Annotated in this window: 20 protein-coding genes; 6 read left to right on the forward strand and 14 right to left on the reverse strand. The window is 60.7% G+C overall.

The features are described 5' to 3' along the window. The 7 genes from trbL to trbB are packed head-to-tail and all read right to left on the reverse strand — an operon-like array spanning position 1 to position 6,518. The gene (gene trbL, locus EN852_RS27545) at positions 1-1,371 is read right to left on the reverse strand and encodes a P-type conjugative transfer protein TrbL (RefSeq protein ID WP_127878719.1); all 1,371 of its coding nucleotides are present in this window, start codon (positions 1,369-1,371) and stop codon (positions 1-3) included. After that, on the reverse strand, positions 1,372-1,698 hold the full coding sequence (trbK-alt, locus tag EN852_RS27550) for a putative entry exclusion protein TrbK-alt (protein WP_127878721.1): 327 nt from the start codon (positions 1,696-1,698) through the stop codon (positions 1,372-1,374). A gap of 11 nt (positions 1,699-1,709) precedes the next feature. After that, positions 1,710-2,468: a P-type conjugative transfer protein TrbJ gene (gene trbJ / locus EN852_RS27555; RefSeq protein ID WP_127878723.1), complete on the reverse strand. Its 759-nt coding sequence runs from the start codon at positions 2,466-2,468 to the stop codon at positions 1,710-1,712. Continuing rightward, entirely contained in the window at positions 2,465-4,915 is a 2,451-nt protein-coding gene (gene trbE, locus EN852_RS27560; RefSeq protein WP_127878725.1) for a conjugal transfer protein TrbE, read from the reverse strand. Before trbE ends, trbJ begins: the two co-directional genes overlap by 4 nt. A gap of 9 nt (positions 4,916-4,924) precedes the next feature. Continuing rightward, a complete protein-coding gene (locus tag EN852_RS27565; RefSeq protein WP_127878727.1) occupies positions 4,925-5,206 on the reverse strand; it encodes a VirB3 family type IV secretion system protein in 282 nt (93 codons plus the stop codon). Continuing rightward, a complete protein-coding gene (locus EN852_RS27570; RefSeq protein WP_127878729.1) occupies positions 5,206-5,538 on the reverse strand; it encodes a TrbC/VirB2 family protein in 333 nt (110 codons plus the stop codon). Before EN852_RS27570 ends, EN852_RS27565 begins: the two co-directional genes overlap by 1 nt. After that, positions 5,535-6,518 carry a P-type conjugative transfer ATPase TrbB gene (gene trbB / locus EN852_RS27575; protein WP_127878731.1) on the reverse strand — a complete coding sequence of 328 codons (984 nt, stop codon included), beginning with the start codon at positions 6,516-6,518 and terminating at the stop codon, positions 5,535-5,537. Before trbB ends, EN852_RS27570 begins: the two co-directional genes overlap by 4 nt. A gap of 429 nt (positions 6,519-6,947) precedes the next feature. On the opposite strand from trbB, the gene EN852_RS27580 reads away from it, so the two are divergent. The 3 genes from EN852_RS27580 to EN852_RS27590 are packed head-to-tail and all read left to right on the forward strand — an operon-like array spanning position 6,948 to position 9,020. Continuing rightward, positions 6,948-7,601 (forward strand): amino acid ABC transporter permease, encoded by a 654-nt coding sequence (locus EN852_RS27580; protein WP_127878733.1) that lies wholly within the window; start codon positions 6,948-6,950, stop codon positions 7,599-7,601. Continuing rightward, on the forward strand, positions 7,591-8,250 hold the full coding sequence (locus EN852_RS27585; protein WP_127878735.1) for an amino acid ABC transporter permease: 660 nt from the start codon (positions 7,591-7,593) through the stop codon (positions 8,248-8,250). Before EN852_RS27580 ends, EN852_RS27585 begins: the two co-directional genes overlap by 11 nt. Further along, positions 8,250-9,020: an amino acid ABC transporter ATP-binding protein gene (locus EN852_RS27590; RefSeq protein ID WP_127878737.1), complete on the forward strand. Its 771-nt coding sequence runs from the start codon at positions 8,250-8,252 to the stop codon at positions 9,018-9,020. The genes EN852_RS27585 and EN852_RS27590 overlap by 1 nt, the downstream gene beginning before the upstream one ends. A gap of 77 nt (positions 9,021-9,097) precedes the next feature. Here EN852_RS27590 and EN852_RS27595 read toward each other — a convergent pair whose 3' ends face one another. The 6 genes from EN852_RS27595 to EN852_RS27630 all read right to left on the reverse strand — a co-directional run bounded on the left by EN852_RS27595 (position 9,098) and on the right by EN852_RS27630 (position 17,502). Next, on the reverse strand, positions 9,098-9,796 hold the full coding sequence (locus EN852_RS27595) for a response regulator transcription factor (RefSeq protein ID WP_127878739.1): 699 nt from the start codon (positions 9,794-9,796) through the stop codon (positions 9,098-9,100). Between the two features lie 1,130 nt (positions 9,797-10,926). Further along, positions 10,927-12,144 carry an O-antigen ligase family protein gene (locus EN852_RS27610; RefSeq protein WP_189546218.1) on the reverse strand — a complete coding sequence of 406 codons (1,218 nt, stop codon included), beginning with the start codon at positions 12,142-12,144 and terminating at the stop codon, positions 10,927-10,929. Between the two features lie 149 nt (positions 12,145-12,293). After that, a complete protein-coding gene (asnB, locus tag EN852_RS27615) occupies positions 12,294-14,264 on the reverse strand; it encodes an asparagine synthase (glutamine-hydrolyzing) (protein WP_127878747.1) in 1,971 nt (656 codons plus the stop codon). Between the two features lie 17 nt (positions 14,265-14,281). Continuing rightward, positions 14,282-15,127 (reverse strand): class I SAM-dependent methyltransferase, encoded by an 846-nt coding sequence (locus EN852_RS27620; RefSeq protein WP_127878749.1) that lies wholly within the window; start codon positions 15,125-15,127, stop codon positions 14,282-14,284. A 37-nt stretch (positions 15,128-15,164) separates the two neighbouring features. Then, positions 15,165-16,187 (reverse strand): NAD-dependent epimerase, encoded by a 1,023-nt coding sequence (locus tag EN852_RS27625; protein ID WP_127878751.1) that lies wholly within the window; start codon positions 16,185-16,187, stop codon positions 15,165-15,167. Between the two features lie 34 nt (positions 16,188-16,221). Beyond that, positions 16,222-17,502, reverse strand: a complete 1,281-nt coding sequence (locus tag EN852_RS27630; protein ID WP_127878753.1) for a nucleotide sugar dehydrogenase — start codon at positions 17,500-17,502, stop codon at positions 16,222-16,224. A gap of 131 nt (positions 17,503-17,633) precedes the next feature. Between EN852_RS27630 and EN852_RS27635 the strand changes: the two genes are divergently transcribed. Both EN852_RS27635 and EN852_RS27640 read left to right on the forward strand, forming a co-directional pair. Beyond that, a complete protein-coding gene (locus EN852_RS27635) occupies positions 17,634-18,851 on the forward strand; it encodes a glycosyltransferase family 4 protein (RefSeq protein WP_210238262.1) in 1,218 nt (405 codons plus the stop codon). A 59-nt stretch (positions 18,852-18,910) separates the two neighbouring features. Beyond that, positions 18,911-19,681 carry a class I SAM-dependent methyltransferase gene (locus tag EN852_RS27640; protein WP_189546220.1) on the forward strand — a complete coding sequence of 257 codons (771 nt, stop codon included), beginning with the start codon at positions 18,911-18,913 and terminating at the stop codon, positions 19,679-19,681. Here the strand turns inward: EN852_RS27640 and EN852_RS27645 are convergent. Beyond that, complete coding sequence (locus EN852_RS27645) at positions 19,678-21,501, reverse strand: ABC transporter ATP-binding protein (RefSeq protein WP_246694428.1); 1,824 nt, start codon at positions 21,499-21,501, stop codon at positions 19,678-19,680. The genes EN852_RS27640 and EN852_RS27645 overlap by 4 nt on opposite strands. A gap of 139 nt (positions 21,502-21,640) precedes the next feature. On the opposite strand from EN852_RS27645, the gene EN852_RS27650 reads away from it, so the two are divergent. Continuing rightward, the gene (locus tag EN852_RS27650) at positions 21,641-22,543 is read left to right on the forward strand and encodes a hypothetical protein (RefSeq protein ID WP_127878757.1); all 903 of its coding nucleotides are present in this window, start codon (positions 21,641-21,643) and stop codon (positions 22,541-22,543) included. Positions 22,544-22,593 lie beyond the last annotated feature (50 nt).

Genomic DNA, 22,593 nt, shown 5'->3' on the forward strand with positions numbered 1-22,593 from the left:
TCATTCGCCTTCAGAAAGAGAAATCGAAGCGCCGCTGCCATGGCTATCGCCGGCGCGTACCGCGTGGGCGGCGGTTTGGGCGCCATGGGAGAGGCGCTGTGAGCGCTGCAAACGTCTGGCCCATTCGGGCTGTCCTTGATTGCCGAATGGCTTGCCCGTTGCGGGCTGAGGAGCCGTGGCCGACGCCCCGCCGCCTCCGATCGTTCCCAAGGTCGACGACCCGCCCGTGATTTCAGCGGCCGAACTGGCGCCGGAGGCAAAGCTGGACTGAAGCGATTGCCCCGCATTCGTTGCGGCGCGCCTCAGCGGCGAGGCAGCCGCCGCAGCACCAGCGCGCGCAAGGCCGCTGAGGCCGGAGGCGATGCCTGCAGCACCTGGCTGGCCGACCGCGGCAAGTGTGTAAGCAGCCGAGCCGCCGCCAGCGAGCGACGCCGCGCCCCGTGTTGCCGACACAGTTCCCGAGACTGCCGCTGTCCCGCCTCGCGCCGCCAGGCCGGCCGCGCCGTAGCCTGCGACCGCCATGCCGCCCGCGGCAAGGCCAGTGCCAACGGCAGCACCGGCGCCAAGCTGCGGTCCACCCGCGACGAGGCCATTGGCGATGCCGGGCCCGAAGATGCCGAGGCCAAGCAGCGACAGCGCCGCCAACACGATCGCCATGGCTTGGTCGATGGTGGGGTTCTCGCCGCCGAAGCCTTGGGTGAATTCGCCGAAGAGCGTCGATCCGATGCCGATCACCACGGCAAGCACCAGAACCTTGATGCCGGACGAAATCACGTTGCCCAGCACCCGTTCGGCCATGAATGCCGTCTTGCCGAACAGGCCGAAGGGGATAAGCACGAAGCCGGCCAGCGTCGCCAGCTTGAATTCGATCAGCGTCACGAAGAGTTGCACAGCCAGGACGAAGAAGGCGAGCAGGACGAGCGCCCAGGCAAAGAGCAGACAAGCGATCTGGATGAAGTTCTCAAAGAAGGAGACGTAGCCCATCAATCCGGAGATCGCCTCAAGCAAGGGTCGCCCCGCGTCGAGGCCGGTTTGCGCCACCTTGCCGGGGTGCAGCAGGTCCTGTGCCGAAAAGCCGGTTCCACTCGCCTTGAGACCAAGGCCGGAGAAACTCTCGAAGACAATTCGCGCCAGGCTGTTCCAGTTCGAGATCAGGTAGGCGAAGACGCCGACGAAGAGCGTCTTCTTGACGAGCCGCGCGAGGATGTCTTCATCGGCGCCCCAGCTCCAGAAAAGCGCGGCGAGCGTCACGTCGATGACGATGAGCGTAGAGGCGACAAAGGCGACCTCGCCGCCGAGCAAGCCAAAGCCCGAGTCAATGTAGCGGGTGAAGGTGGCCAGGAACTGATCGATGACACCGGTATTGCCCATCTATCGCACCTCGCGCACGGCAGCATCCGGCGACTGCGAAGCGGCCGGCTCGCTTGCCGAACTTCTCGAGGGCTTATCGAGACCAAGGAAGCGATCGCGCTGGTCCGCCCACAGTCGCGCGCATCCATCGTCACGCAGAGCAGCCTCGCCGAGAGCCTGGCAGCGGCGCAGGCCATCGCGAAGCGGATTGGGCATTGAGGCGGCCGGTGCGTGCGGGCCCTCCCCTGACAGCTTATGCCCCCTCTGGCTCATCTCGAGCGCGCTTGCAGTCACGGCGAGCGCGACGAAGACGACGGTCACGATGCGAGCGAGGGCTTTGCCGTCCATGGCGATCGCCCTCAGCGGTTGAACATCTGAACGTCGCCAGCCTGGTAGCCGGAGCCAGGGGCGAGGAACCGGCGGCGTTGCTCGCGGCCCTGGTCGACCGCGGTGGCACGTTCGGCTTCGGTGAGCGCCTGGGCGCGACCGTTGGCGGCTATCACGGCAGTCAGGTCCGCAAGCTGCTGGCCCTGGAGCGCAAGCAACTGGTTGCCTGCTTGCGCGGCCTGCAGCGCACCGGTCGCCGACTGGCTGGCGCCGACCAGGGCCGAGATCTGCGCGCGACCGGTTTCGATATTTCCAACGACGCCCGCCTGGACGCGCATGGCGTCCTGAAGGCCGCCGACTGTGTTTTGCCAGCGCGAGCGCGCGTCCGTGACGAGCTGCCTGTCGGGAGCGGAGAGCGAGACGTCGCCATATTGCTGCTGAAAGGCCTTGTCGACCTGCTGGACGTCAAAGGCGATGTTCTGTGCTTGCCCGAGAAGCTGCTGCGTTCTTTGCACGGACTGCTGCAATTGCTGCAGCGAGGACAACGGCAGGCTGGCCAGGTTGCGCGCCTGGTTGATCAGCATCTGGGCCTGATTCTGAAGCGAGGTGATCTGGTTCGTGATCTGCTGCAGCGAACGCGCGGCCGTCAGCACATTCTGCGAATAGTTCGATGGATCGAACACGATGAGGGCGTGGGCCGGTGCGATCATCATCGGCGAGATCGCGACCGGCCCGGCGAGCATCGCCGTGACCAGGAGAAGGGCGCGCGGAGGGCTTTGACGGACAGTCATGGCTGTGGATCCTTTCCAGGTTCGGGAACAGTGGGATTGGGGATGAGGTCGGCGGCCCAGCCGATGCCGCGGGCGCGCAGCCAGGCCGCCAGGAAGCCGTCGCGGCCGTGCTCGGCGAGGATGGTGCCTATCAGGGCCTGATCGCTCTTCGAGGACGCGGCGCAAAGTGCCAGCCCGACCTCAGACAGGCCGAGCTCGAAGAGCCGGTTGCCGCGGCGGGACTGGCAGTAATAATCGCGCTTGGGTGTCGCCCGCGCCAGGATCTCGATCTGGCGGTCGTTCAGGCCGAAGCGGCGATAGATGGCGGTAATCTGCGGCTCGATCGCGCGCTCATTTGGCAACAGAAGCCGGGTTGGGCAGCTTTCGATAATCGCCGGAGCGATCGTCGAATTGTCGATGTCGGAGAGTGACTGGGTGGCAAAGACGACGCTGGCGTTCTTCTTGCGCAGCGTCTTCAGCCACTCACGCAACTGGCCTGTGAATGCGTCATCGTCCAGCGCAAGCCAGCCTTCGTCGATGATGAGCAGCGTTGGGCGGCCATCGAGCCGGTCGCCGATGCGATGAAACAGATAGGACAGAACGGCCGGCGCGGCCGGTGTGCCCACCAGACCCTCGATTTCGAACGACAGCACGGATGCATGGCCGAGATGCTCGGCCTCGGCGTCGAGCAATCGGCCGTGAGCGCCGCCGACGCAGTAGGGACGAAGCGCCTGCTTCAGGTCATTGGCCTGCAAAAGCACGCTGAGCCCGGTGATGGTGCGCTCCTCGACGGGAGCCGAGGCGAGCGATGTCAGCGCCGCCCATATATGCTCCTTGGCGTCGGGCGTGATCCGGATCCCCTCGCGCGTCAGGATTGCAACGATCCAGTCAGCCGCCCAGGCGCGCTCGTAGGTATTATCGATGCGCGCGAGCGGCTGCAGCGAAATGCAGGCCTGCATGCCTTCGGTGATGTGACCGCCGAGATCATGCCAGTCGCCGCCCATGGCGAGCGTCGCGGCGCGGATCGACCCGCCGAAGTCGAAGGCGAAGATCTGAGCATCGCGGTAGCGGCAAAACTGCAGCGCCATCAGCGCCAGCAGCACGGATTTGCCAGCGCCGGTCGGGCCGACGACCAGCGTGTGGCCGACATCGCCGACATGCAGAACCAGCCGGAACGGGGTCGAGCCTTCGGTCTTGCCGTAAAGCAAGGGAGGACTGACCAGATGCTCGTCCCGTTCCGGCCCCGCCCACACGGCAGACAGCGGTATCATGTGGGCGAGATTGAGCGTTGAGATCGGAGGCTGGCGGACATTGGCATAGGCGTGCCCGGGCAAGGAGCCGAGCCAGGCGTCGACGGCGTTGACGGTTTCGGCAATCGCGGTGAAATCGCGACCCTGGATGACCTTTTCGACGAGCCGCAATTTCTCGTCTGCCACGCGCGGGTCGGGGTCCCAGACCGCGACGGTGGCGGTGACATAAGCCATGCCCGCCATGTCGGAACCGAGCTCCTGCAGCGCCGTGTCGGCGTCGGCCGCCTTGTTGGCGGCGTCGGTGTCGAGAAGCGCTGACGCCTCATTGGTCATCACCTCCTTCAGGATCGACACGATGCTCTTGCGCTTGGCGAACCATTGCCGCCGTATCCTGGTCAGCAGGCGGACAGCGTCGACCTTGTCGAGCAGGATCGCTCGGGTCGACCAACGGTAGGGGAAGGCCAGCCGATTGAGGTCATCAAGAAGGCCGGGGGTTGTGGCGGTCGGGAAGCCGACAATCGTCAGCACACGAAGATGCTTGTCGCCAAGCCGCGGCTCGAGGCCGCCGGCCAGCGGCTCGTCGGCCAGCAGCGCGTCGAGATAGATCGGCGTCTCGGGGATATGCATGCGATGGCGTTTGGTCGAGATCGTCGAATGCAGGTAGGTCAGCGTTTCGCCGTCATCGAGCCATTGGCATTCCGGCATGAATCCGTCCAGCAGCGCCAGCACGCGATCTGTTCGGTCGACAAAGGCGCGCACGAACTCGCCCGGGTCGGCGCTCGACTGATCGCGGCCCTCATAGAGCCAACCCTCGGCGCGCGTGGCATCATCGGGCGGCGGCAGGAAGACGAATGTGAGAAAGTAGCTCGATACGAAGTGAACCCCTTCCTCATCGAAGTCGGCCTTGCGCTCGGCATCCAGCAGGCCGGAGGCCGCATCGGGAAACTGGCTCTCGGGATAGGAAGCCGCTTCGTGCCGCTGCGCTTCGACGAAGATGCTCCAGCCGGAGCCTAGACGGCGAAAGGCATTGTTGATGCGCGAGGCGACCGCGACAAGCTCCGCCGCGACTGCGGAGTCGAGATCTGGCCCGCGAAACCGCGCGGTGCGCTGGAAACTGCCGTCCTTGTTGAGCACGACACCCGGCGCGACCAGTGCCGCCCAAGGCAGATAATCGGCAAGGCGAGCGGCGGTCCTACGGTATTCGGCAAGGCTCATCATGGCTGCGCCTCAAACCGACAGCTGCGCCGGCAGCCGCAGGTGCCGGCGTCCAACCTCGAAGAAGAGTGGATCGCGCCTCGCAGCCCACACCGCCGTGAGATGCCCGATTGCCCAGATGAGGAGCCCGACGACCCACAGCCGCAGCCCAAGGCCAACAGCGCCAGCCAGCGTGCCGTTCAGGATTGCGATTGCCCGCGGCGCGCCTCCGAGCAGGATCTGCTCGGTCAGGGCCCGGTGGACAGGCACCGTCCAGCCCGGCACCGCGTCGAGCTGTTCGAAAGCGGTTGCCATCAGATCAACGCTCCACCGCCGAAGGAGAAGAACGACAGGAAGAAACTCGAAGCTGCAAAGGCGATCGAAAGGCCAAAGACGATCTGGATCAGCCGGCGGAAACCGCCCGAACTGTCGCCGAAGGCCAGCGTCAGGCCGGTAACGATGGTGATGATGACGGCGATGATCTTGGAGACCGGCCCCTCGACCGACTGCAGGATCTTTTCGAGTGGCTGCTCCCATGGCATTGAGGAACCCGACGCATGGGCGGCCGAGGCGACGATGACGTTGGAGGCAATGGCGACGCCGGCCATGGCCAGGCTGCCGTGGCAGCGCGAAAGCAGGCGGATCATGAGGTTTCTCCAGAGTTGATCAGTGTGGCTTCAGCAATGCGGTAATCGCCGTCGGGACCAAGACCCTCGACCCGGACGAGCTCGGTAAGCCGTCGCGCGGCACCACGTCCCGCGAGCACCGCGACGAGGCTGATGGTGTCGGCGATCAGCGCACGCGGGACCGTGACGACGGCCTCCTGGATCAGCTGCTCAAGCCGGCGCAGGGCGCCAATACCGGTGCCGGCATGAAGCGTGCCGATGCCACCGGGATGTCCGGTTCCCCATGCTTTCAACAGGTCCAGGGCTTCGGCGCCGCGTACCTCGCCGATCGGAATGCGATCGGGCCGCAAGCGCAGGGACGAACGAACCAGGTCGGATAGCGTGGCGACGCCATCCTTGGTGCGCATCGCGACCAGGTTGGGCGCCGCGCACTGCAGTTCGCGGGTGTCCTCGATGATGACGACCCGATCCATCCCTTTCGCCACTTCGGCAAGCAGCGCGTTGGTGAGCGTCGTCTTGCCTGTCGAGGTGCCGCCGGCGACCAGGATGTTCGCGCGCCCGGCAACCGCGGCGCGCAAGATCGCGGCGTGGCCAGCCGACATTATGCCTGCGGCGACATAGTCATCGAGCGTGAACACGGCGACCGCGGGCTTGCGGATCGCGAAGGCCGCCGCGGCCACGACGGGCGGCAACAGGCCTTCGAAACGCTCCCCGGTTTGCGGGAGCTCGGCCGAAACGCGCGGGGAACGGGAATGGACCTCGGCGCCGACATGATGAGCGACCAGCCGCACGATGCGCTCGCCCGCCGCAGGCGCCAGCATTTCTCCCGTATCGGCCAAGCCTTCCGACAGCCGATCGACCCAGATCCGGCCATCCGGGTTCAGCATAACCTCAACGATCGCGGGATCGTCGAGGAAGCGGGCAATGGCCGGTCCAAGCGCGGTGCGCAGCATTCGCGAGCTGCGCGCGCGTCCCTCGGTATTGTCGTTCGATATGACCATGCTGGCCCCGTTTTGCCCCGGGAACATTTCGAACAGTTCCCGGTCGGGACGATCAAAAGAGCCTCGGCGCAGTCCGATTCAACGGGTTTCAGCTGCCGTCGTAGTGTAGCGAGCAAAGACCGGCCAACGGCGGTGCCGAAGGCGGTGACACTCTTCGGCGAGCCATTGCGGCTTTCTCAGCAGAATACGTCGTGTGAACTATCGCAATATAATGTACATGTTTATTGACATGCGATTCACGCCGGGTTTATGTGATTTCCATCGGTGGCCTGCCGGCACAGGGATCGTCCTTTTCACGGCGTGGAGGATCGACATGAGGAACGGTATGCAGGGCGCGATTTCTCGGCGCATAGCCAGTTTCCCGAGGCGCGTCGCAACGCAACGGCCACCGCCGCTATCCGCCTCGGCAAAGACGGGTGGCACGTGAGCATGTTCGACATCTGGCTCGGCATTCTGCAAGGGCTGGGTATCACCGCGCAGGTGACGGCTTACGCCCTGGTCTTTGCAGTTCCCTTCGCGCTCGTCTTCGGCGTCGCGCAGTTTCTTGCCACCGGTCTGACGCGCCTTCTGGTTACCGCCGTGATCGAATTCTGGCGCAGCTCCGCGGTGGTCGTCCTGCTGTTCGTCTTTTATTACGTGTTGCCGGTGCTAGGGATCACTCTCTCGGCGCTCACCGTCAGTGCATTGGTGCTCGGTCTCAACATCGGCGGCTATGCCAGCCAGGCTGTACGCGCCGGGCTGCAGTCTCTTCCCGCCGGCCAACGCGAGGCCGGCATGGCGCTCGGCCTCTCGCGCCCGGCGATCCTGCTTCTGATCGAGCTGCCGCAGGCGCTAGTCGCCATGAGCCCCACCTTCGTCAACAACCTTATCCAGCTCGTCAAAGCGACTTCGCTTGTCTCGCTGGTCACACTGACGGACATGACCTTCCGCGCCAAGGAGATCGCGCAGACCGAGTACGACCCAGTCGCGATCTATTCGGCGCTGCTGCTGGCCTTCTTCGTCGTCTGTTATCCGATCGCGCTCGCCGGCCGATGGCTGGAGGCGCGGGTCCACCCTGAAAAAGGAACGGCTCGTGGGATTTGACCTTCATTTCGCACTGTCGACTTTTCCCACCATCATCGGCGCGATTGGAGCTACCTTGCTCGCGACAGTCTTGAGCTGCCTAGGCGCCTCAACGCTTGGCTTCACTTTAGAAATGATCCGCCGCGGGGGCGGAGCGCCTGGTCTGGCCGTCCGCTTCCTGATCGATTTCATCCGCTCGACGCCGGTACTGGCCTGGCTCTACTTCCTCTATTTCGTCATGCCCTTCTACGGGATCAGGCTTGGAGCCATGACGGTGGGCATACTGGGGCTGAGCCTCTACTACAGCGGTTATCTTGCGGAGGTGTTCAAAGCGGGCATCGACGCGATCCCGAAGGGCCAGCAGGAAGCAGCCCGGGCATTGTCGCTAACCCGGCGAGATACGATTGTTTTCGTCATCGCGCCCCAGATGTTGCGCAACATCGCCGCACCGCTCGGCAACTATCTGGTATCGATCCTCAAGGCGACGCCCTATCTCGCCGTCCTGGCTGTCCCCGAAATGCTTGGACGCGCCTTCGATATCGCTTCCGAGACCTATCGGTACGCGGAGCCGCTCACCGTCGCCGGCATCCTGTTCCTCGCGCTTGCACTGATCGTTGCTTACGGCGTGAAGCGCATCGAGCAGCGCCTGCTTGCAGCTGGACGGCGCTGATGCTGGCGCAAGCTCCACACCCAGCCCGTGAAACCCTCCCCCTTGTGCGGATCGTCGGCCTCAACAAATGGTTCGGCGCCTTGCAGGTTTTGAAAGACATCGATCTTACGGTACGAGCTGGCTCGCGCGTCGTCGTCTGCGGGCCGTCCGGCTCGGGCAAATCGACCTTGATCCGCTGCATCAACGGTCTTGAGCGCTTCCAAAAGGGAACGATCCAGCTTGAAGGGACAGCGCTGGGAAGAAATGCTCGCGATACGGCGACGGCGCGACGGCAAACAGGCATGGTGTTCCAGAGCTTCAACCTCTTTCCGCACCTGACGGTGCTCGCCAACTGCACGCTGGCGCTGCGCCGGGTTCTGCTGAAGCCGGCGAGCGAGGCCGAAGAGATCGCCATGCGTCACCTGACGACGGTGCGCATCCCCGAAAAGGCGCACGCCTACCCGGCCCAGCTCTCGGGCGGCCAACAACAAAGGGTAGCGATCGCGCGCGCGCTTTGCCTCAATCCTCGCATCATGCTGTTCGACGAGCCGACCTCGGCGCTGGACCCGGAAATGATCAAGGAAGTGCTCGATGTCATGGTCGCGCTCGCGGGAAGCGGCGTGACCATGATTTGCGTGACGCATGAAATGGGCTTTGCACGCGAAGTCGCGGACGAGATCGTTTTCATGGATGAAGGCCGCATTGTGCAGCATGCCTCTTCCAAGGACTTTTTCTCAAGGGCAGCTCACCCACGCGCCCAGCTTTTCCTGGATAACATCCTGAACCATTGATGCCCGATGCCCTTGAGCCAGTGTGCCGGCACGGGCGCCCACGCGCGCCAACATGGCGACAGGCGCATGCGAGCAGATTACCACTCCGGCGCGAACGCGTAGCCAGCTGAGCGGACGGTGCGTATGACTTCGCTTCCCACGGATGCCCGGAGCCGTTTGCGCAGCCTGGCTATATGGACGTCGACGCCCCGCACATCAGTGGCGGCGGCATGTTCAGGCCATGCTGCCACGACCAATTCCTCGCGGCTGAAGACCTTGCCTGGCCTTGCCAAAAGGCTGCGCAAAAGCTTGAACTCGATCGGAGGCATGACAATCTCCTTTTGCTTGAAGAATGTCCTGTAGGTCTTTGGTTCCAGGCGGAAATCGCCTTGCACCAGATCCCCCGCTTCCGTTTCGCGCGATGAGTTCGCAAGGCCCGCTTTGCCATGCAGCCAGTTCAGAAGCTGTTCAGGCGCAAAGGGTCGCGAAAATATCTCGTCGACACCAGCCTTGATCAAATCCAGATGCAGCTTGCCAGAACGCGGCGCAACCAAGCCTGCGAGAGGCGTTGCTCTTGTCGATTCGGACGACTTCAGCTCCACGCACTGCTTGGCGATTGCGCGGTCGCCTGGATGACAATCCAGGATGACGGCAAGCGGCACCGCGGCCTTGATGGCGCGCGCGATCTGCCTGTCTGCGGTGATCAGGCGGGTTTCGAAGCCTGCAACTGTAAGGATGTGCCCGAAAACGAGGAAAAAGTCCGGGTCCTTCGAAGAGATCAGGACCAGCGGCTTCATTGAGTCCACCAACCGAGTTTGACGCATCATAGGGCTGACTACCGCGCTATTGGGCCCAATGACAATATCCCTGCAGTTCTTGTGACTCGCTCACATTCTTAGGTCGCGGCTAAGTCCTCATTCGGAAGGCATTCAGCGTGAGAGGCAGCTTTGCGCCCCAAATCAGCCGTAGAGGTCGGCTCCGCAGCTTGCTAAAACCGGACCTTTACGGCGAATACGCTGAGATCGCGGTTTCGCCAAAATGGCGATCAGCCGTCCCGCTGAAGAAACCATCGCCTACGCCTACGGATCGCCAGCTTGGCGTGACCGAGAATCGGCGTTCCAAAGGCGGGAAAAGCTTAGTCAACGCACTTTAACATAAGCTTCCTCGCCTCCCTCTCAAGCCGGGCGTGATTGTTGCCGTGCTGCCGCATGAGCATTCTCGCTTCAGGCATTGTGAGATGGAATTTTCTGGCGAAGTGGGCGACTTCGCATGCGTCTTCCATCAGCTCTGGTTCACCGCGCTCTGAACAGTGTTCGCCCTGATGCATGGCTTTTTCCTCCTGATCAAAAGGAACAGCGGCGCCGATCGAATGTTCCGGGTCGCTTATTCAGCAACCGCTAACGGTGCGTCCACGCTCTGGCCGTCGTTTGGAGCAGGCCGCCAAGGCTCCCGTGAGCCGCCTTTCAACCTCGCTCACCTCCAACGGCCCCCGCGTGAAGCCCCGAAAACAAAGGCACTGCGCTTGCCCTTCGCCAGACTTCACCGTTTCCTCTGAGAGCGACGGGGGATCTCTATTATTTCCCGACGGGCTGGGCCCTGGACAAGCCCAGCATTGGTTTTGGCCGTCAAACCGGAAAAAGCTTCCATCTTGCACGGCACGCATCTGGTTTCAGGTCGTTACGGGCATTGCGTGGCGCTTAATGCATGTCGCCCAGAAGTGTGCGCGGTTCTGGGACAACGACATGCAGCAAAACAAAGACTTAAAGCGCGTCGCCTGAACCCGGTTCAGCGCGACGCGCTTTAAGCGATTTGAACTTCACGCCATCTTCCAGGCAGATGATGAAATTGGGGTTCCATAGACCCTCTTGCCGGCAGAAAACCGCTACTAAACATCGGCACAGCCCGTCTGAATTCCTACGTCAACGACTCAGCAAACTGGTAGGATCTTTCGTCCGCAAGCTAAGTACGTGCCGGAAATCAGAAAAATCATTAGCGTCGAATCGAGAATATCGTGGCCGACGAGCATGCCCGCCAAGCCCCCGACAAGATATATTATGACTGTAAGCACAATCATGGTTGCCCCGAACCGCTCTGTGGGCTCGACGCTGAGGCCGAGAACCCTGACAGCGTTCACTAACGCAACTGCAAAAATTGCGGCCAATGCAAGCGCGCCTGCAAGTCCTGCCTGTACCGACGCCGTGAGAAAACCGTTATGAAAGTGGCTGAGACCGTTAATACCAAAGCGGTCTTTGAAACCCTGCTCTGAAATCGCCCGGCTGGCGGACATCCCATGGCCGAAGAATGGCGCTTGGCGAAACGCATCGTATCCAACTTCCCACAGGCCGACCCGCAAGCCTAGTGGAGTGGAATAATCGCCTTTGGTTGTCAGGGAATGCCAGTTATCGAGCAGGACCTGCGTGCGGTCAGCGAGGATCGGAAATGTGGTCGCTACGGTGAGCAGCACGCAAGCGCCGGTTACTGCCAACAGACGACTCATATCCGATCGCGTTAGCCTTTTGCGATTGATGACAAGCACGGCAGCAACGGCGATCGGCAATGCGACCCAGACCATGCGCGAGCCTGAATAGACCGTCGCTATCGCGCCCGCGAGCGCGGCCGCGATTAGGGGCTTCCAAGCCTGTTCTATCCCAGACAGTGCCCCTGCGAGACATATCATAACTGCAAGGGACGTGACCGTCGCAAAAACGATCGGATTTCCGGCCCCGCCTTCGGCTCGAAGCATCCCGACCCAGTGATATTGGATCAACGCCAACGCCAGGGCTCCAAAGCATGCTGCGGCGCTTGAAAGTACGGCGAGCTGTGCCAGATCCGCCTTGTCGGTAATACTCCAGGTGGAATAGGAAACCGGGAACAACAGCAAGGTGATCAGCGGCAGGAAATGCGTGATGTCAGCTCGCAGTGTGCCGTTGACCACCGAGGCCCCGATCTGCGCAGCGCAATAGGCATAGATAGCGATTGACATCGCAAGCATCGGCCGGTCGATGTTGAGGCGGCGCCGCCCCATGGCGAGCAGCACCAGGGACCAGAGCGCGCCACCATGAAACACGAAGCTCACCACCGACCCGAGTACCGGAGGCGAAAAGAAGCAGGCGACCGAGAAGTACCGGTTCACTTGTTCAGCCATCAGATGGCGTCGAGAAGGCGTCGATAGGCCCGTTGCCTTTGCTGCCGGCCCAGGCGCAGATCTTTCCATCGATCCATCCCTTTGTCCTTTGTCCGCAACGGCATAGCTGGCCGCTCTCCTTCCTGACTGGTCGGGATCCCAGCGCCTGTTCAAGCCGCAACCGCCGCTGAGGCGCCCCCTGTCGCTTCCCGCCAAGACTGGAACATCAGGACGTCCCAAAGCAGATACTGATTGTTGCGTTGGCCGGAGAGGTGTTCGGACCAAGCTCGCCGTATCGTCATTGAGTGGAAGAAACCATCTTCCCGCAGCCGGCGCTCATCCAGCAGTGCCTCCGCCCAATCGCGCAGCGCGCCACGCAGCCAGGCATCGATAGGCACACCGAAGCCCATCTTGGGGCGTTCGACGAGCGCTTGTGGAACATGCCGATGAAGTAATTGTCTGAGCGGCCACTTTGTCTTGCCCTCGGCCCGCAGAATGGATAGCGGCAGCGAAAGCGCGAAGGCTACGAGGCGGTGATCGAGCAGCGGTACGCGAGTCTCGAGACCGACCGCCATTGCCGCACGATCGACCTTAACCAGGATGTCGTCTGGCAGATAGCTCATCAGGTCGATATACATCATGCGCTGGACGTTGCCCGGGAGGGCCGGAAGCGGTTCAAGTCCTGTCAGCATGGTGGGGGGCTCAACCGCATCCCTTACGACCTCATCCGGCTCCCAATGCGAGCATAGACGTCGATAGACATCGCCGGCGTTTCGCAGGCTAAGAACGGATGCAGCTTTATGAATTTTGTCGCCGATGCGTTCGCGGCGAAGATGCCGGGGCAAATACGGCATGATAGCAGCCGCAAAATTGTCGTAGAAGCCGGGCGAAGGGACTGTTGCCAGGCTTGCCGAGGCACGGCGGAGGCCCTTCGGAATGAGCGAGAGCTTGTTCCAGAACGCGTCAGCGAAGGTGTATCGCGAGTAGCCCGAGAAAAGCTCGTCTCCACCATCGCCCGACAGCGCAACGGTGACACTGCCGCGCGCGAGTTTCGAAACCAGGAAGGTGGGGATTTGTGAGGAATCGGAGAACGGCTCGCAATAAATGCGGGGCAATTGCGGAACAACATTGAGCGCATCCTGGTCGCTCAGATAAAGTTCAGTGTGGTCAGTTCCCAGATGGCAGGCCACCTGTTTAGCGTGATGCGCCTCATTGAAGCCTGCTTCGCTGAAGCCGATCGTGAACGTCTTCACAGGGCGGGAACTTAGCGATTGCATGACTGCCACAATCGCCGAGGAGTCGATGCCGCCCGACAGGAAGGCGCCGAGCGGCACGTCAGCGATCATCTGTCCCTCGAGCGCGCACCGCAGATGGCGCTCGACTTCATCGACGGCCTCTTCCCTGCTTCCTTGGAAAGGCTCGCGCCTGCCTTGCTCGGCGATTTCTCTGGCGCTCCAGTAGCTCTGGGCGCTTGGCTGGCTAGCTGCATGGGAAAGGACAATAAATTGACCTGGCCTTAGTTTGCGGATGCCCTGATAAATGCTGTAGGGCGCCGGGATGTAATTGTGGCGCATCAACAACGCCAACGCCTCGCGGTCGATCTCGCCACGCCAGGCCGGAAGCGACTGAAAGGCCTTGGGCTCGGAGGCAAACGCGAAGGCTTTCCCGATGCGACCGTAATACAAGGGCTTTTCCCCTAAGCGGTCGCGCCCGAGAGCGAGTGTCCTCTCTCGCCGGTCCCACAGGCCGAACGCAAACATGCCGACCGCCGATTGGAGCGCCCGCAGTAGCCCCATCGCCTCGACAGCGGCCAGGAAAACTTCCGTGTCGGAGTGTCCATGCCAGGAGAACGCGCCAATGTCTCGGTCAAGAGCCGTCCGCATCTCACGGTGATTGTAAATTTCGCCATTGAACACGATTACGTAGCGGCCGCTGTGCGAAATCATCGGCTGGGCGCCGGCCGACGACAGGTCAATTATCGCCAATCGGCGCTGGCTAAGTGCGATACCGGCTTCGGCATCAGTCCAGACGCCTTCCCCGTCCGGTCCACGGTGACGGATCGTGTCGGCCATGCGGCGCACGCTCGCAGCCCCGCTGCTTGTGGCGGCTATTCCGCCCATGATGCCGACAATTCCGCACATCCCGCGTGAACTCTCCCTTACGGTTGGCTCGTCCTTGCTTCGCCTGTCGCAGAATCAGAGTTAGAAAGGCCGACATCGTTTCGTTCGAAACACCATTCACCGCAGCCGGTGCCGAAAAGGCCAAGTCCCGGATTGAGGTTGAAACGCTTTCCAGTCCGAAACCCGAGCTTCTCGACGAATGCCTCCAACTCTCTAGTCGAGGTTGACTGATACGGGTAGCCGCCCAGCCAATCATCAACATCGGCCAGGAACTCCATGCCCCGGCGCGCTCGATAGTTCTTCATGAATGAAATGGCGTCCCTGTGACGAAGTGCTCTTGCCGACAAGTAAGCTGACACAAAGAGCGCCTTCACCGGCGGCCGTAGCCAGCGATAAGAGGAATAGAGCCTTTTCTCGACAGTCCACAATCCGCACAGAGGCGTCTTGAGGTAGATGGCAATGGCATATCTTCCGCCTTTCCCGACGAGACCGCCCGCATTTCGGATCGCCGTCCACATGTCTCCCGTGTGGTGTAGGACGCCCCATGAGTAGACGATGTCGAATGTCCCGGATGGCAGCGATGCCCTGTCAAGCACATCGCCGTGGCCTACACTCCACTTGGCATTCGAGGCGAATCTGGAAAGCACCGCTCTGGTGGTTGCGATACAGCTAAGGTCATAATCGAACGCCGTGACGCTGGCCGCCCCGAGCCGGAGAGCGGCCGCAGAATGCAGGCCAGATCCACAGCCTATATCCAGAAACGTTTTGCCGGTAACGTTACCGACGAGCCGATGGAGATCCGCGCACGCTTGGCTCAGATGCTCTTCCTCGAAACCCTCTGCAAGTCCGGACCAGTTGCGACCGAAATCATAGCGCGCATTCATGGACTGTCGTTCATTTGCTGTCCGCCGAAGCTGTCGATCATACCCGATAGTATTCGCGATACCATTTTACGAAGCTTGGAATTCCGATCTCAATCGGGATGCGCGGCCTGAAGCTGGTCACCTCTTCGAGCGTACTGACGTCGGCAAAACTCGCGGGAACGTCGCCCGGCTGGAGCGGCATCAGGTTGCGTTCGGCCTTGCGCCCGAGGGCGTCTTCCAGGACTTCAATCAACCGGGTCAACTGAACGGGTGAACCGCCGCCGATGTTATGTATCCTGTACGGCGCATTGCTGGTCGCGGGATCGGGGGAGTCACTCGACCAGCCAGGATCGGCTGTGGCGGGTCGTCCTATGACGCGGACAATACCTTCAACGATGTCATCAATATAAGTGAAAGCCCGCTGCATGTTGCCATGGTTGAAGACGTCGATCGGCTGGCCGGCGAGGATGGCCTTGGTGAAGATGAACAAGGCCATGTCGGGCCGGCCCCACGGACCGTAGACGGTGAAGAAGCGCAACCCCGTGGTCGGCAGCCCGAACAGATGGCTGTAGGTGTGGGCCATCAGCTCGTTCGCCTTCTTGCTGGCGGCATAGAGGCTCAAGGGATGGTCGGCGGAATCATGCACCGAGAACGGCATGCGCGTGCTGCCGCCATAGATCGAGCTCGACGATGCATAGACGAGATGACCGACAGAGGCCTGACGGCAGCCCTCCAGGATGTTAAGGAAACCGTTGAGATTGCTTTCCGCATAGGAGTGCGGATTGATCAGCGAATAGCGGACGCCCGCCTGCGCGGCGAGATTGACGACGATCTCCGGCGCGGCGGAAGCAAAAACCGCCGAGACGCCATCGCGGTCGGCGAGGTCGACATGCTCGAAGCGAAAGTTCGCGAACCCTTTCAGCCGGTCGAGCCGCGCCTGCTTAAGGGCAACGTCGTAATACTCGTTCATGGAATCGAGGCCGACAACCTGCCGGCCTTCGGCAAGCAGCCTGTGGCAGAGGTGAAAACCTATGAAGCCGGCTGAGCCGGTGATCAGGATCGGTCTGGTCGATGCTGTCACAACGTATTCCTGGCGTTCATCTCGGGGCCGAGTCTCAAAGGCTCCAATATCTTATGCGGTCGGGAATTTCATTGGGCTTGATAGCAGACTTGACGTCGAACAGCGTTCCTCCTGGCCGGATCATCTGAAAAATGTGGGACTTCTCTCCTTGCAGATAATGCCTGTGCGGCACAGCCAGAACAAGCGCCTGCAAATCGTTCATCTTTTCAAGAGGCATGATTGTTTCGCCATGATCACGTCTTGCGATTTCGGCATCGGCAAGCGGGTCATGGACCTTTGGAACAATTCCGAACTGTCTCAGCTCCTTAATCAGATCAAAAACGCGGCTGTTGCGCAGATCGGGCACGTCCTCCTTGAATGTCAACCCGAGAATGCCGACGGAAGCTCCTTTTACGGGCACGTCCGAACGGATCAGCTGCTTGACGATCTGCTGAGCCACGAATGCTCCCATGCCGTCATTGATGCGTCGGCCGGCAAGTATGATCTGCGGATGATAGCCTTCAGCTTCTGCCTTGGCCGTCAGATAGTATGGATCGACGCTGATGCAATGGCCGCCCACAAAGCCCGGTCTGAAGGGAAGAAAGTTCCATTTCGTCGATGCGGCATCAAGAACATCCTGCGTCCGGATATCAAGCCGCTCGAAGATCATCGCCAACTCATTCATTAGCGCGATGTTAAGGTCGCGCTGCGTGTTTTCGATAACCTTCGCCGCTTCGGCAACCTTGATCGACGGCGCCCGATAGATGCCTGCATCGATGATACGGCCATAGACGTTTGCCACACGCTCGAGCGTCTCGCTGTTCTCGCCTGATACGACCTTGACGATGCATTGCAGCGAATGCTCACGGTCACCGGGATTGGCCCGCTCGGGCGAATAGCCAAGGGCAAAGTCGGCAGGATGCCGCAGGCCAGAAATCTGTTCGATGATTGGACCGCAGAAGTCTTCAGTCACCCCTGGATAGACCGTCGATTCGAAAACGACAACGGCGCCTTTGCCTATCACTTCTCCCACAAGTTCAGACGCCAGCTTCAGGGGAGCGAGATCCGGCGCACGGTTGACGTCGATGGGGGTCGGCACTGCGACGATGAAGAAAGTCACGCCTTTCAGGGCCGCCCGATCGGTCGTAAGCTCGATAGAGGATTGCATGAGAGCCGAGGGCTCGACCTCTCCCGTGCGATCAATGCCGTCGCGCAGCTCGTTGATGCGCCGCTCGCTGATGTCAAATGCGATCGTTCCGGGGAAAACCTTTCCGAACGCGACGGCCACTGGCAAGCCGACATATCCCAGGCCGATGACAGCAATCCGTTCCGACATCCGCGTTTTTCCCAGGTCACTTACGAGTCGAGGGGTTCTATGGCAGGCAACGGGTCAATTCAACGATGTCCTGTTCTGGACGCCAAAGTCTCCACTCAAAACTAGTTTCGCCTGCTCAGGCCATCGATCTTGTGGAAAACCTGGGTCAGGCTTTCGGGTTGAGGCCTCTAAAAGTTAAAAGAGACCGCCTGAAGCAGCCGGCTCAAGATAAAATCGGGCGAATGAAACGCATTGTCGTCATCGTGAGTGAGCCAAAATCCCTGGCAACGACCAGAGGGCATCTTTTGCTCGCGCTACGATCTGCAGGATATGAAGTTCACGCCGCAGCGCCAGTTGATGCAAGCACGGTTCGGTGGCTGACCGAAAACGGCATCCGTTTCCAGCCAATGCCAATGGAGCGTGCCGCAATAGCGCCGTTTGGCGACGTGAGGTTGGCGTTTCGCCTTTACAGGATGATGCAGGAACTGAAGCCGCAGGTGGTCTTGGCCTGTGCCATCAAGCCGATTGTCTATGGCATACCTGCGGCGCTGATGGCGGGGGTATCGCGCCGACACGCGCTTGTAACCGGTCTTGGCTATGCTTTCACCGATCGGCACAAGTCGATGCGCTGGAGGATCGTGAATCTGGTGGCGCGATGCCTCTATGCTCTCAGCCTGCGTTGTGCGACCACGGCGACCTTTCAGAACCAGGACGATCGCGAAGACTTTCGTCGCCTTGGATTGCTCGGGCGCACGCCTGCCAATGTCGTCGACGGTTCGGGCGTGGATCTCGATCGGTTCAAGGTGGCTCGATTGCCGGCCGAACCGCGATTTCTCATGGTCGCCCGTCTGCTGCGCGACAAAGGCCTGGCGGAATATCTGGGCGCGGCGAAACTGGTGAGAGCGGCTCGCCCGGAAGCTCAATTTGACCTCGTCGGCGACAAGGACCCTAATCCTGCGGGATTTCCGCTATCGGAAGTCGAGGCCGCGGTCGGGGACGGCACAGTCCACTACCGCGGGCCCGTCGCTGATGTTCGTGAGGCGATCGCTCAATCACGCATCTTCGTACTCCCATCCTATCGCGAGGGCACGTCACGCTCGGTTTTGGAAGCGATGGCAATGGGACGCCCAGTCATCACGACCGATGCGCCCGGCTGCCGGGCCCCCATCGTCCCTGGAGTGAATGGACTGCTGGTGCCGGTCGGTGCAACGGCGTCTTTGGCGGACGCCATGATCCGGCTAATCGACAACGTCGAAGAGACCAACGCCATGGCCGCCAACAGTCGCGCAATCGCCGAACAGCGCTATGATGTTCACAAGGTTACCGATGATATGATGGAAATTATCGAAACCGAACTCCGCTCAAAATGATAGCTGCAGAAAACTCAACATCGGGCCGATACGAATTCGGAGCGAATTGGGCTTCGTTCGTGGAAAAACACTATTCGAGCGAGCGCCGTTCAGTGGCTGCTAGCAAACTGCTTTCCTTCCTCGGCAGGGAAAGCCTTGAGGGTATGGATTTCCTCGACATCGGCAGCGGCAGCGGATTGCACTCGCTTGCCGCCTTTGATGCGAAGGCGGAGCGGGTCCATTCCTTTGATTTCGACCCGCTGTCGGTCAAGACAACGGGAAAATTGCGACAGCTGGCGGGTGCGCCTTTGAACTGGACCGTCGAGCGCGGTGACGTGCTCGATTTTGATTATCTGGAGAAGCTAGGCACGTGGAGCCTCGTCTATTCCTGGGGTGTGCTTCATCATACCGGCGCCATGTGGCAGGCGATCGAGAATGCGGCTGGCAGGGTGGCGCCCGGCGGTCTCCTCTTCATCGCCCTCTACTCGTCGAACGTCGTCAAGCCTTCCGCGCAATTCTGGCTCGATGTCAAACGTCGCTACAATGCCGCCGATGCCCGTCACCGGCGGCTGATGGAGTGCTGGTATATCTGGCGCTTCGGGCTTGGTCGCAACCCGCTGCGATGGCCGCTGCTCCTGAAGCAGATTTACGACAAGAAAAAAGGCCGCGGCATGAGTTATATGACAGACGTGCGCGACTGGCTCGGCGGTTGGCCAATGGAATTTGCCGATGACCAGGCGGTCGTCAGTTACCTCAAGGACAGGTTCGAACTGGTCAGGATGTCCACTGGCGAGGCGTGCACAGAGTTCCTTTTCCGCGAACGGGGTAGCCCGCCGGCCGCGAGGAACTAGAGCAGTTCGCTTTGAGCCCTCCGTCCACCGGATCTGGTCCAGACATGCGGTCGGCCATCTTCAAGGGTTACGATTTCGTCGCAATTCTCGACGGTAGTGAGGCGATGGGCGATAATCAACACGGTAAGGCCGTCAGGCAGTTCCCTGATCGCTTCCATGACCACCGCTTCTGTTTCAATGTCCAATGCACTCGTGGCTTCGTCGAAGACGAGCACCGACGCCTGCTTGTACAACGCACGCGCGATGCCGATGCGCTGCCGCTGACCACCTGACAGTCGCACCCCGCGCTCGCCCACTCGTGTCTCAAAGCCGTGCGGCAGACTTTCGATAAATCCCGCCAGAGCGGCCTGATGAGCAGCAATACGGACGCGGTCCTGGTCGACTTTGGCAGGGTCGATACCAAAGGCGATGTTCTCGGCGATCGACGCGTCGGCCAGAAAGATGCTTTGCGGCACATGAGCGATCTGTCTTTGCCAGCCACGCCGCGTGGCGCCATCCAACCTTTGTCCATCTATCTCTATCGTTCCGGTCGTGGGCTCGAGCAGACCCATTATGAGGTCGACTGTCGTGCTTTTGCCGCTACCGGTCTTTCCGACAAACCCGACCTTGCTTCCTTTGGCAATGGTGAGATTGAACCGTTCGAGTATGGGAGGTTGGTCGGCAGTATAGCGAAACGACACATTGTTCAGTGCAATTGTCCGGTCGAATTGCAGCCGATCGGAAGGAGCTTGGTTCCATTCCGGGCCAAGTGGCGTCTCGAGCGCGTTGAGCACGACTTCGGCACCGGCAAGATTGCTCAATATGAGCGCCCAATTGCCGTAAATGAGCTGCATGGACGGAAGCAGACGCTGAGCTCCTAGAACGAATGTCCCCAGCATAGGGAGCACCTGACCGGCATCGTTGGTGCGGGTGATCAGGAAATAGGCAAGCGCCGCTATAATCACCATGCCTGCCGCTTCGATCGCGAAACGGGGCGCGCCCGCAGCGAGTGAGTTTGTGGCATTGGCCCGCTGCATGTGCCTGTCCAGCTCGGCGTATCGCGACAGAAAGTAAGGTTGAGTGCCATTGATGATGACGTCGCGGATGCCGCCCAGCCCTTCCTGGACGCACCGGATGCCTTCGGCCTGCACACTGGCGATAATCCGGGCGTTCCTTTTCAGTTGCCTGCGGATCGCCAGCGACATGAAGAGATACACGGCCCCGAAGCCCGCAAAGATGACGAAGGTGATGAAGGAGCTCAGGACGAAAAGAGCAGCGATTATAAAGACGCCAATGATTATGCCGCTGACAGATTGCAGCAGCGGGAGCATTACACCGGCGGTGATCGCCTGAACCTGACGCAGCGCAGCCAGTACGGAACTCGAGTTGCGTGAAACATGATAGCTGTAGGGCTGGTGAAGTACGCGGTCATAGACTTCCACGCCCAATTCATGCCCCAGGGAAAAGACGTAAGAATTTGTGGCCCATGTTAGGAAGATCCGCACGATGCCGGCGGTGATCGCCACAGCCGAAAACAGAACTGTCAAACCGAGAAGACTGTCTGACGAGCCGGGCAGCCTGAAGCCGGCGAGCTGTCGGGCGAGGAACGACTGTTCGCCGACCGCTGCGGGATTGGCGATGCGGGCAAGAAACGGAAGCAAGGCACCGAGCGTAGCGGCTTCGGCAAGCGCGCCGAAAGCCATAAGCACCAGAAGCCCAAACAACTGCTTCTGCCGGCGCTTCGGTACCTGTCTCCACAGGCGCCGGAGCGTGTTGAGAGTGCTGCCCGTATTGCGATTTTCACTCAATGTCAGGTCAAGGTCCGTGTTCAGCGCGTCCAATGCACATTTTCATCGCCTCACGACAAGCCACAACTGGGGCGGATTGACAATTTTGTACCGCAGGCCCGACGGTAAAGTGTCCACAATTTCCCAGGGATGAGCACGAGGCAGCGGCTGCGGCAAGTGCTATGTTAAAACAATGACGGACACCATCAACATTCGCGCCCGGACTCCGTTCTCCAGCCTTTTGGCCGGCCCGGCGCGCTCGTTGGGTATTGTTTTGGCTGCGGTCGGAGTGGTCTTTCTGATTTTTGTCTCGGCTTATCCACTTGGATTGGTCAGCGCTTACCCGGCGCCACCCGCTGCCGCCATCGAGGGACCACTTGGGCTTGAGCAGCAAGTCGGGGATGTCGAGGACCTTTACCGCAGGCCGGATGAACCGATGCAGTCCTATCTCGCCCGATTGACCAAGACGGTTGCAGGCGGGATGGTGCACTATTGGACGGAGAAGGACAGCTGGGCCGCCACCGATACGCGTTACACCGGCATAAGCGCTTTCGATAATTACTTGCTCTGGATGCTGAGCTTTCGGCCGGAATACCGGCAGAACCTGCAGAACTACGAATTTGTGACCCCTCGCAAAGCACTTGATCGAGGTTATGGCTTCTGCTCCCAGGTTTCGAAGGTCGTCTATTCGGTACTCGCCGACCAGGGTATTGATGCAACAATCTACGCCACTCGCTCCCACACGGTTGTTCAATCGAATGGGTATATCCTCGATCCCGACTTCGGCGTGTTCGTTCCTCATTCCCTTGCCGAGATACAACAGGATCCGTCGATCATCCTCCCCTATTACGCACGCTTCGGATCGATGCTCGATCTTGTGAAGGACGCTTATGCTCAATCCTGGCAACCGCTTGGGACTGCCGAGGGTTTCAGTGACGTGCGTGCGTACGAAGAAAAATTCGAACGTCTGAAATGGGCCCCCCCATTTATGCTTCTCGCATTGGGTATGCTGCTGGTTGCCGGCAGCAGACTGCTTGGTCGCCGCGCCAAGAACCCGCGGCCGCTTTCACCCCCGATCTCCGGCGCGCCTTCCTGATGTCATTTTCGAGTACAAGATCCTTGCTCAATATTTGTGAAGTTTCGTTG

Origin of the sequence: Mesorhizobium sp. M2E.F.Ca.ET.209.01.1.1, from assembly GCF_004010375.2 — a bacterium.
GTDB lineage: Bacteria > Pseudomonadota > Alphaproteobacteria > Rhizobiales > Rhizobiaceae > Mesorhizobium.

Excerpts from the sequence above, each read along its gene's own strand:
- EN852_RS27610 (WP_189546218.1), bottom strand. The coding sequence starts at position 12,144 with ATGGCTGAACAAGTGAACCGGTACTTCTCGGTCGCCTGCTTCTTTTCG.
- EN852_RS27650 (WP_127878757.1), top strand. The coding sequence starts at position 21,641 with ATGACGGACACCATCAACATTCGCGCCCGGACTCCGTTCTCCAGCCTT.
- EN852_RS27630 (WP_127878753.1), bottom strand. The coding sequence starts at position 17,502 with ATGTCGGAACGGATTGCTGTCATCGGCCTGGGATATGTCGGCTTGCCA.
- EN852_RS27595 (WP_127878739.1), bottom strand. The coding sequence starts at position 9,796 with ATGAAGCCGCTGGTCCTGATCTCTTCGAAGGACCCGGACTTTTTCCTC.
- trbB (WP_127878731.1), bottom strand. The coding sequence starts at position 6,518 with ATGGTCATATCGAACGACAATACCGAGGGACGCGCGCGCAGCTCGCGA.
- asnB (WP_127878747.1), bottom strand. The coding sequence starts at position 14,264 with ATGTGCGGAATTGTCGGCATCATGGGCGGAATAGCCGCCACAAGCAGC.
- trbK-alt (WP_127878721.1), bottom strand. The coding sequence starts at position 1,698 with ATGGACGGCAAAGCCCTCGCTCGCATCGTGACCGTCGTCTTCGTCGCG.
- EN852_RS27565 (WP_127878727.1), bottom strand. The coding sequence starts at position 5,206 with ATGGCAACCGCTTTCGAACAGCTCGACGCGGTGCCGGGCTGGACGGTG.
- trbL (WP_127878719.1), bottom strand. The coding sequence starts at position 1,371 with ATGGGCAATACCGGTGTCATCGATCAGTTCCTGGCCACCTTCACCCGC.
- trbJ (WP_127878723.1), bottom strand. The coding sequence starts at position 2,468 with ATGACTGTCCGTCAAAGCCCTCCGCGCGCCCTTCTCCTGGTCACGGCG.
- EN852_RS27620 (WP_127878749.1), bottom strand. The coding sequence starts at position 15,127 with ATGAATGCGCGCTATGATTTCGGTCGCAACTGGTCCGGACTTGCAGAG.
- EN852_RS27570 (WP_127878729.1), bottom strand. The coding sequence starts at position 5,538 with ATGATCCGCCTGCTTTCGCGCTGCCACGGCAGCCTGGCCATGGCCGGC.
- EN852_RS27580 (WP_127878733.1), top strand. The coding sequence starts at position 6,948 with ATGTTCGACATCTGGCTCGGCATTCTGCAAGGGCTGGGTATCACCGCG.
- EN852_RS27590 (WP_127878737.1), top strand. The coding sequence starts at position 8,250 with ATGCTGGCGCAAGCTCCACACCCAGCCCGTGAAACCCTCCCCCTTGTG.
- trbE (WP_127878725.1), bottom strand. The coding sequence starts at position 4,915 with ATGATGAGCCTTGCCGAATACCGTAGGACCGCCGCTCGCCTTGCCGAT.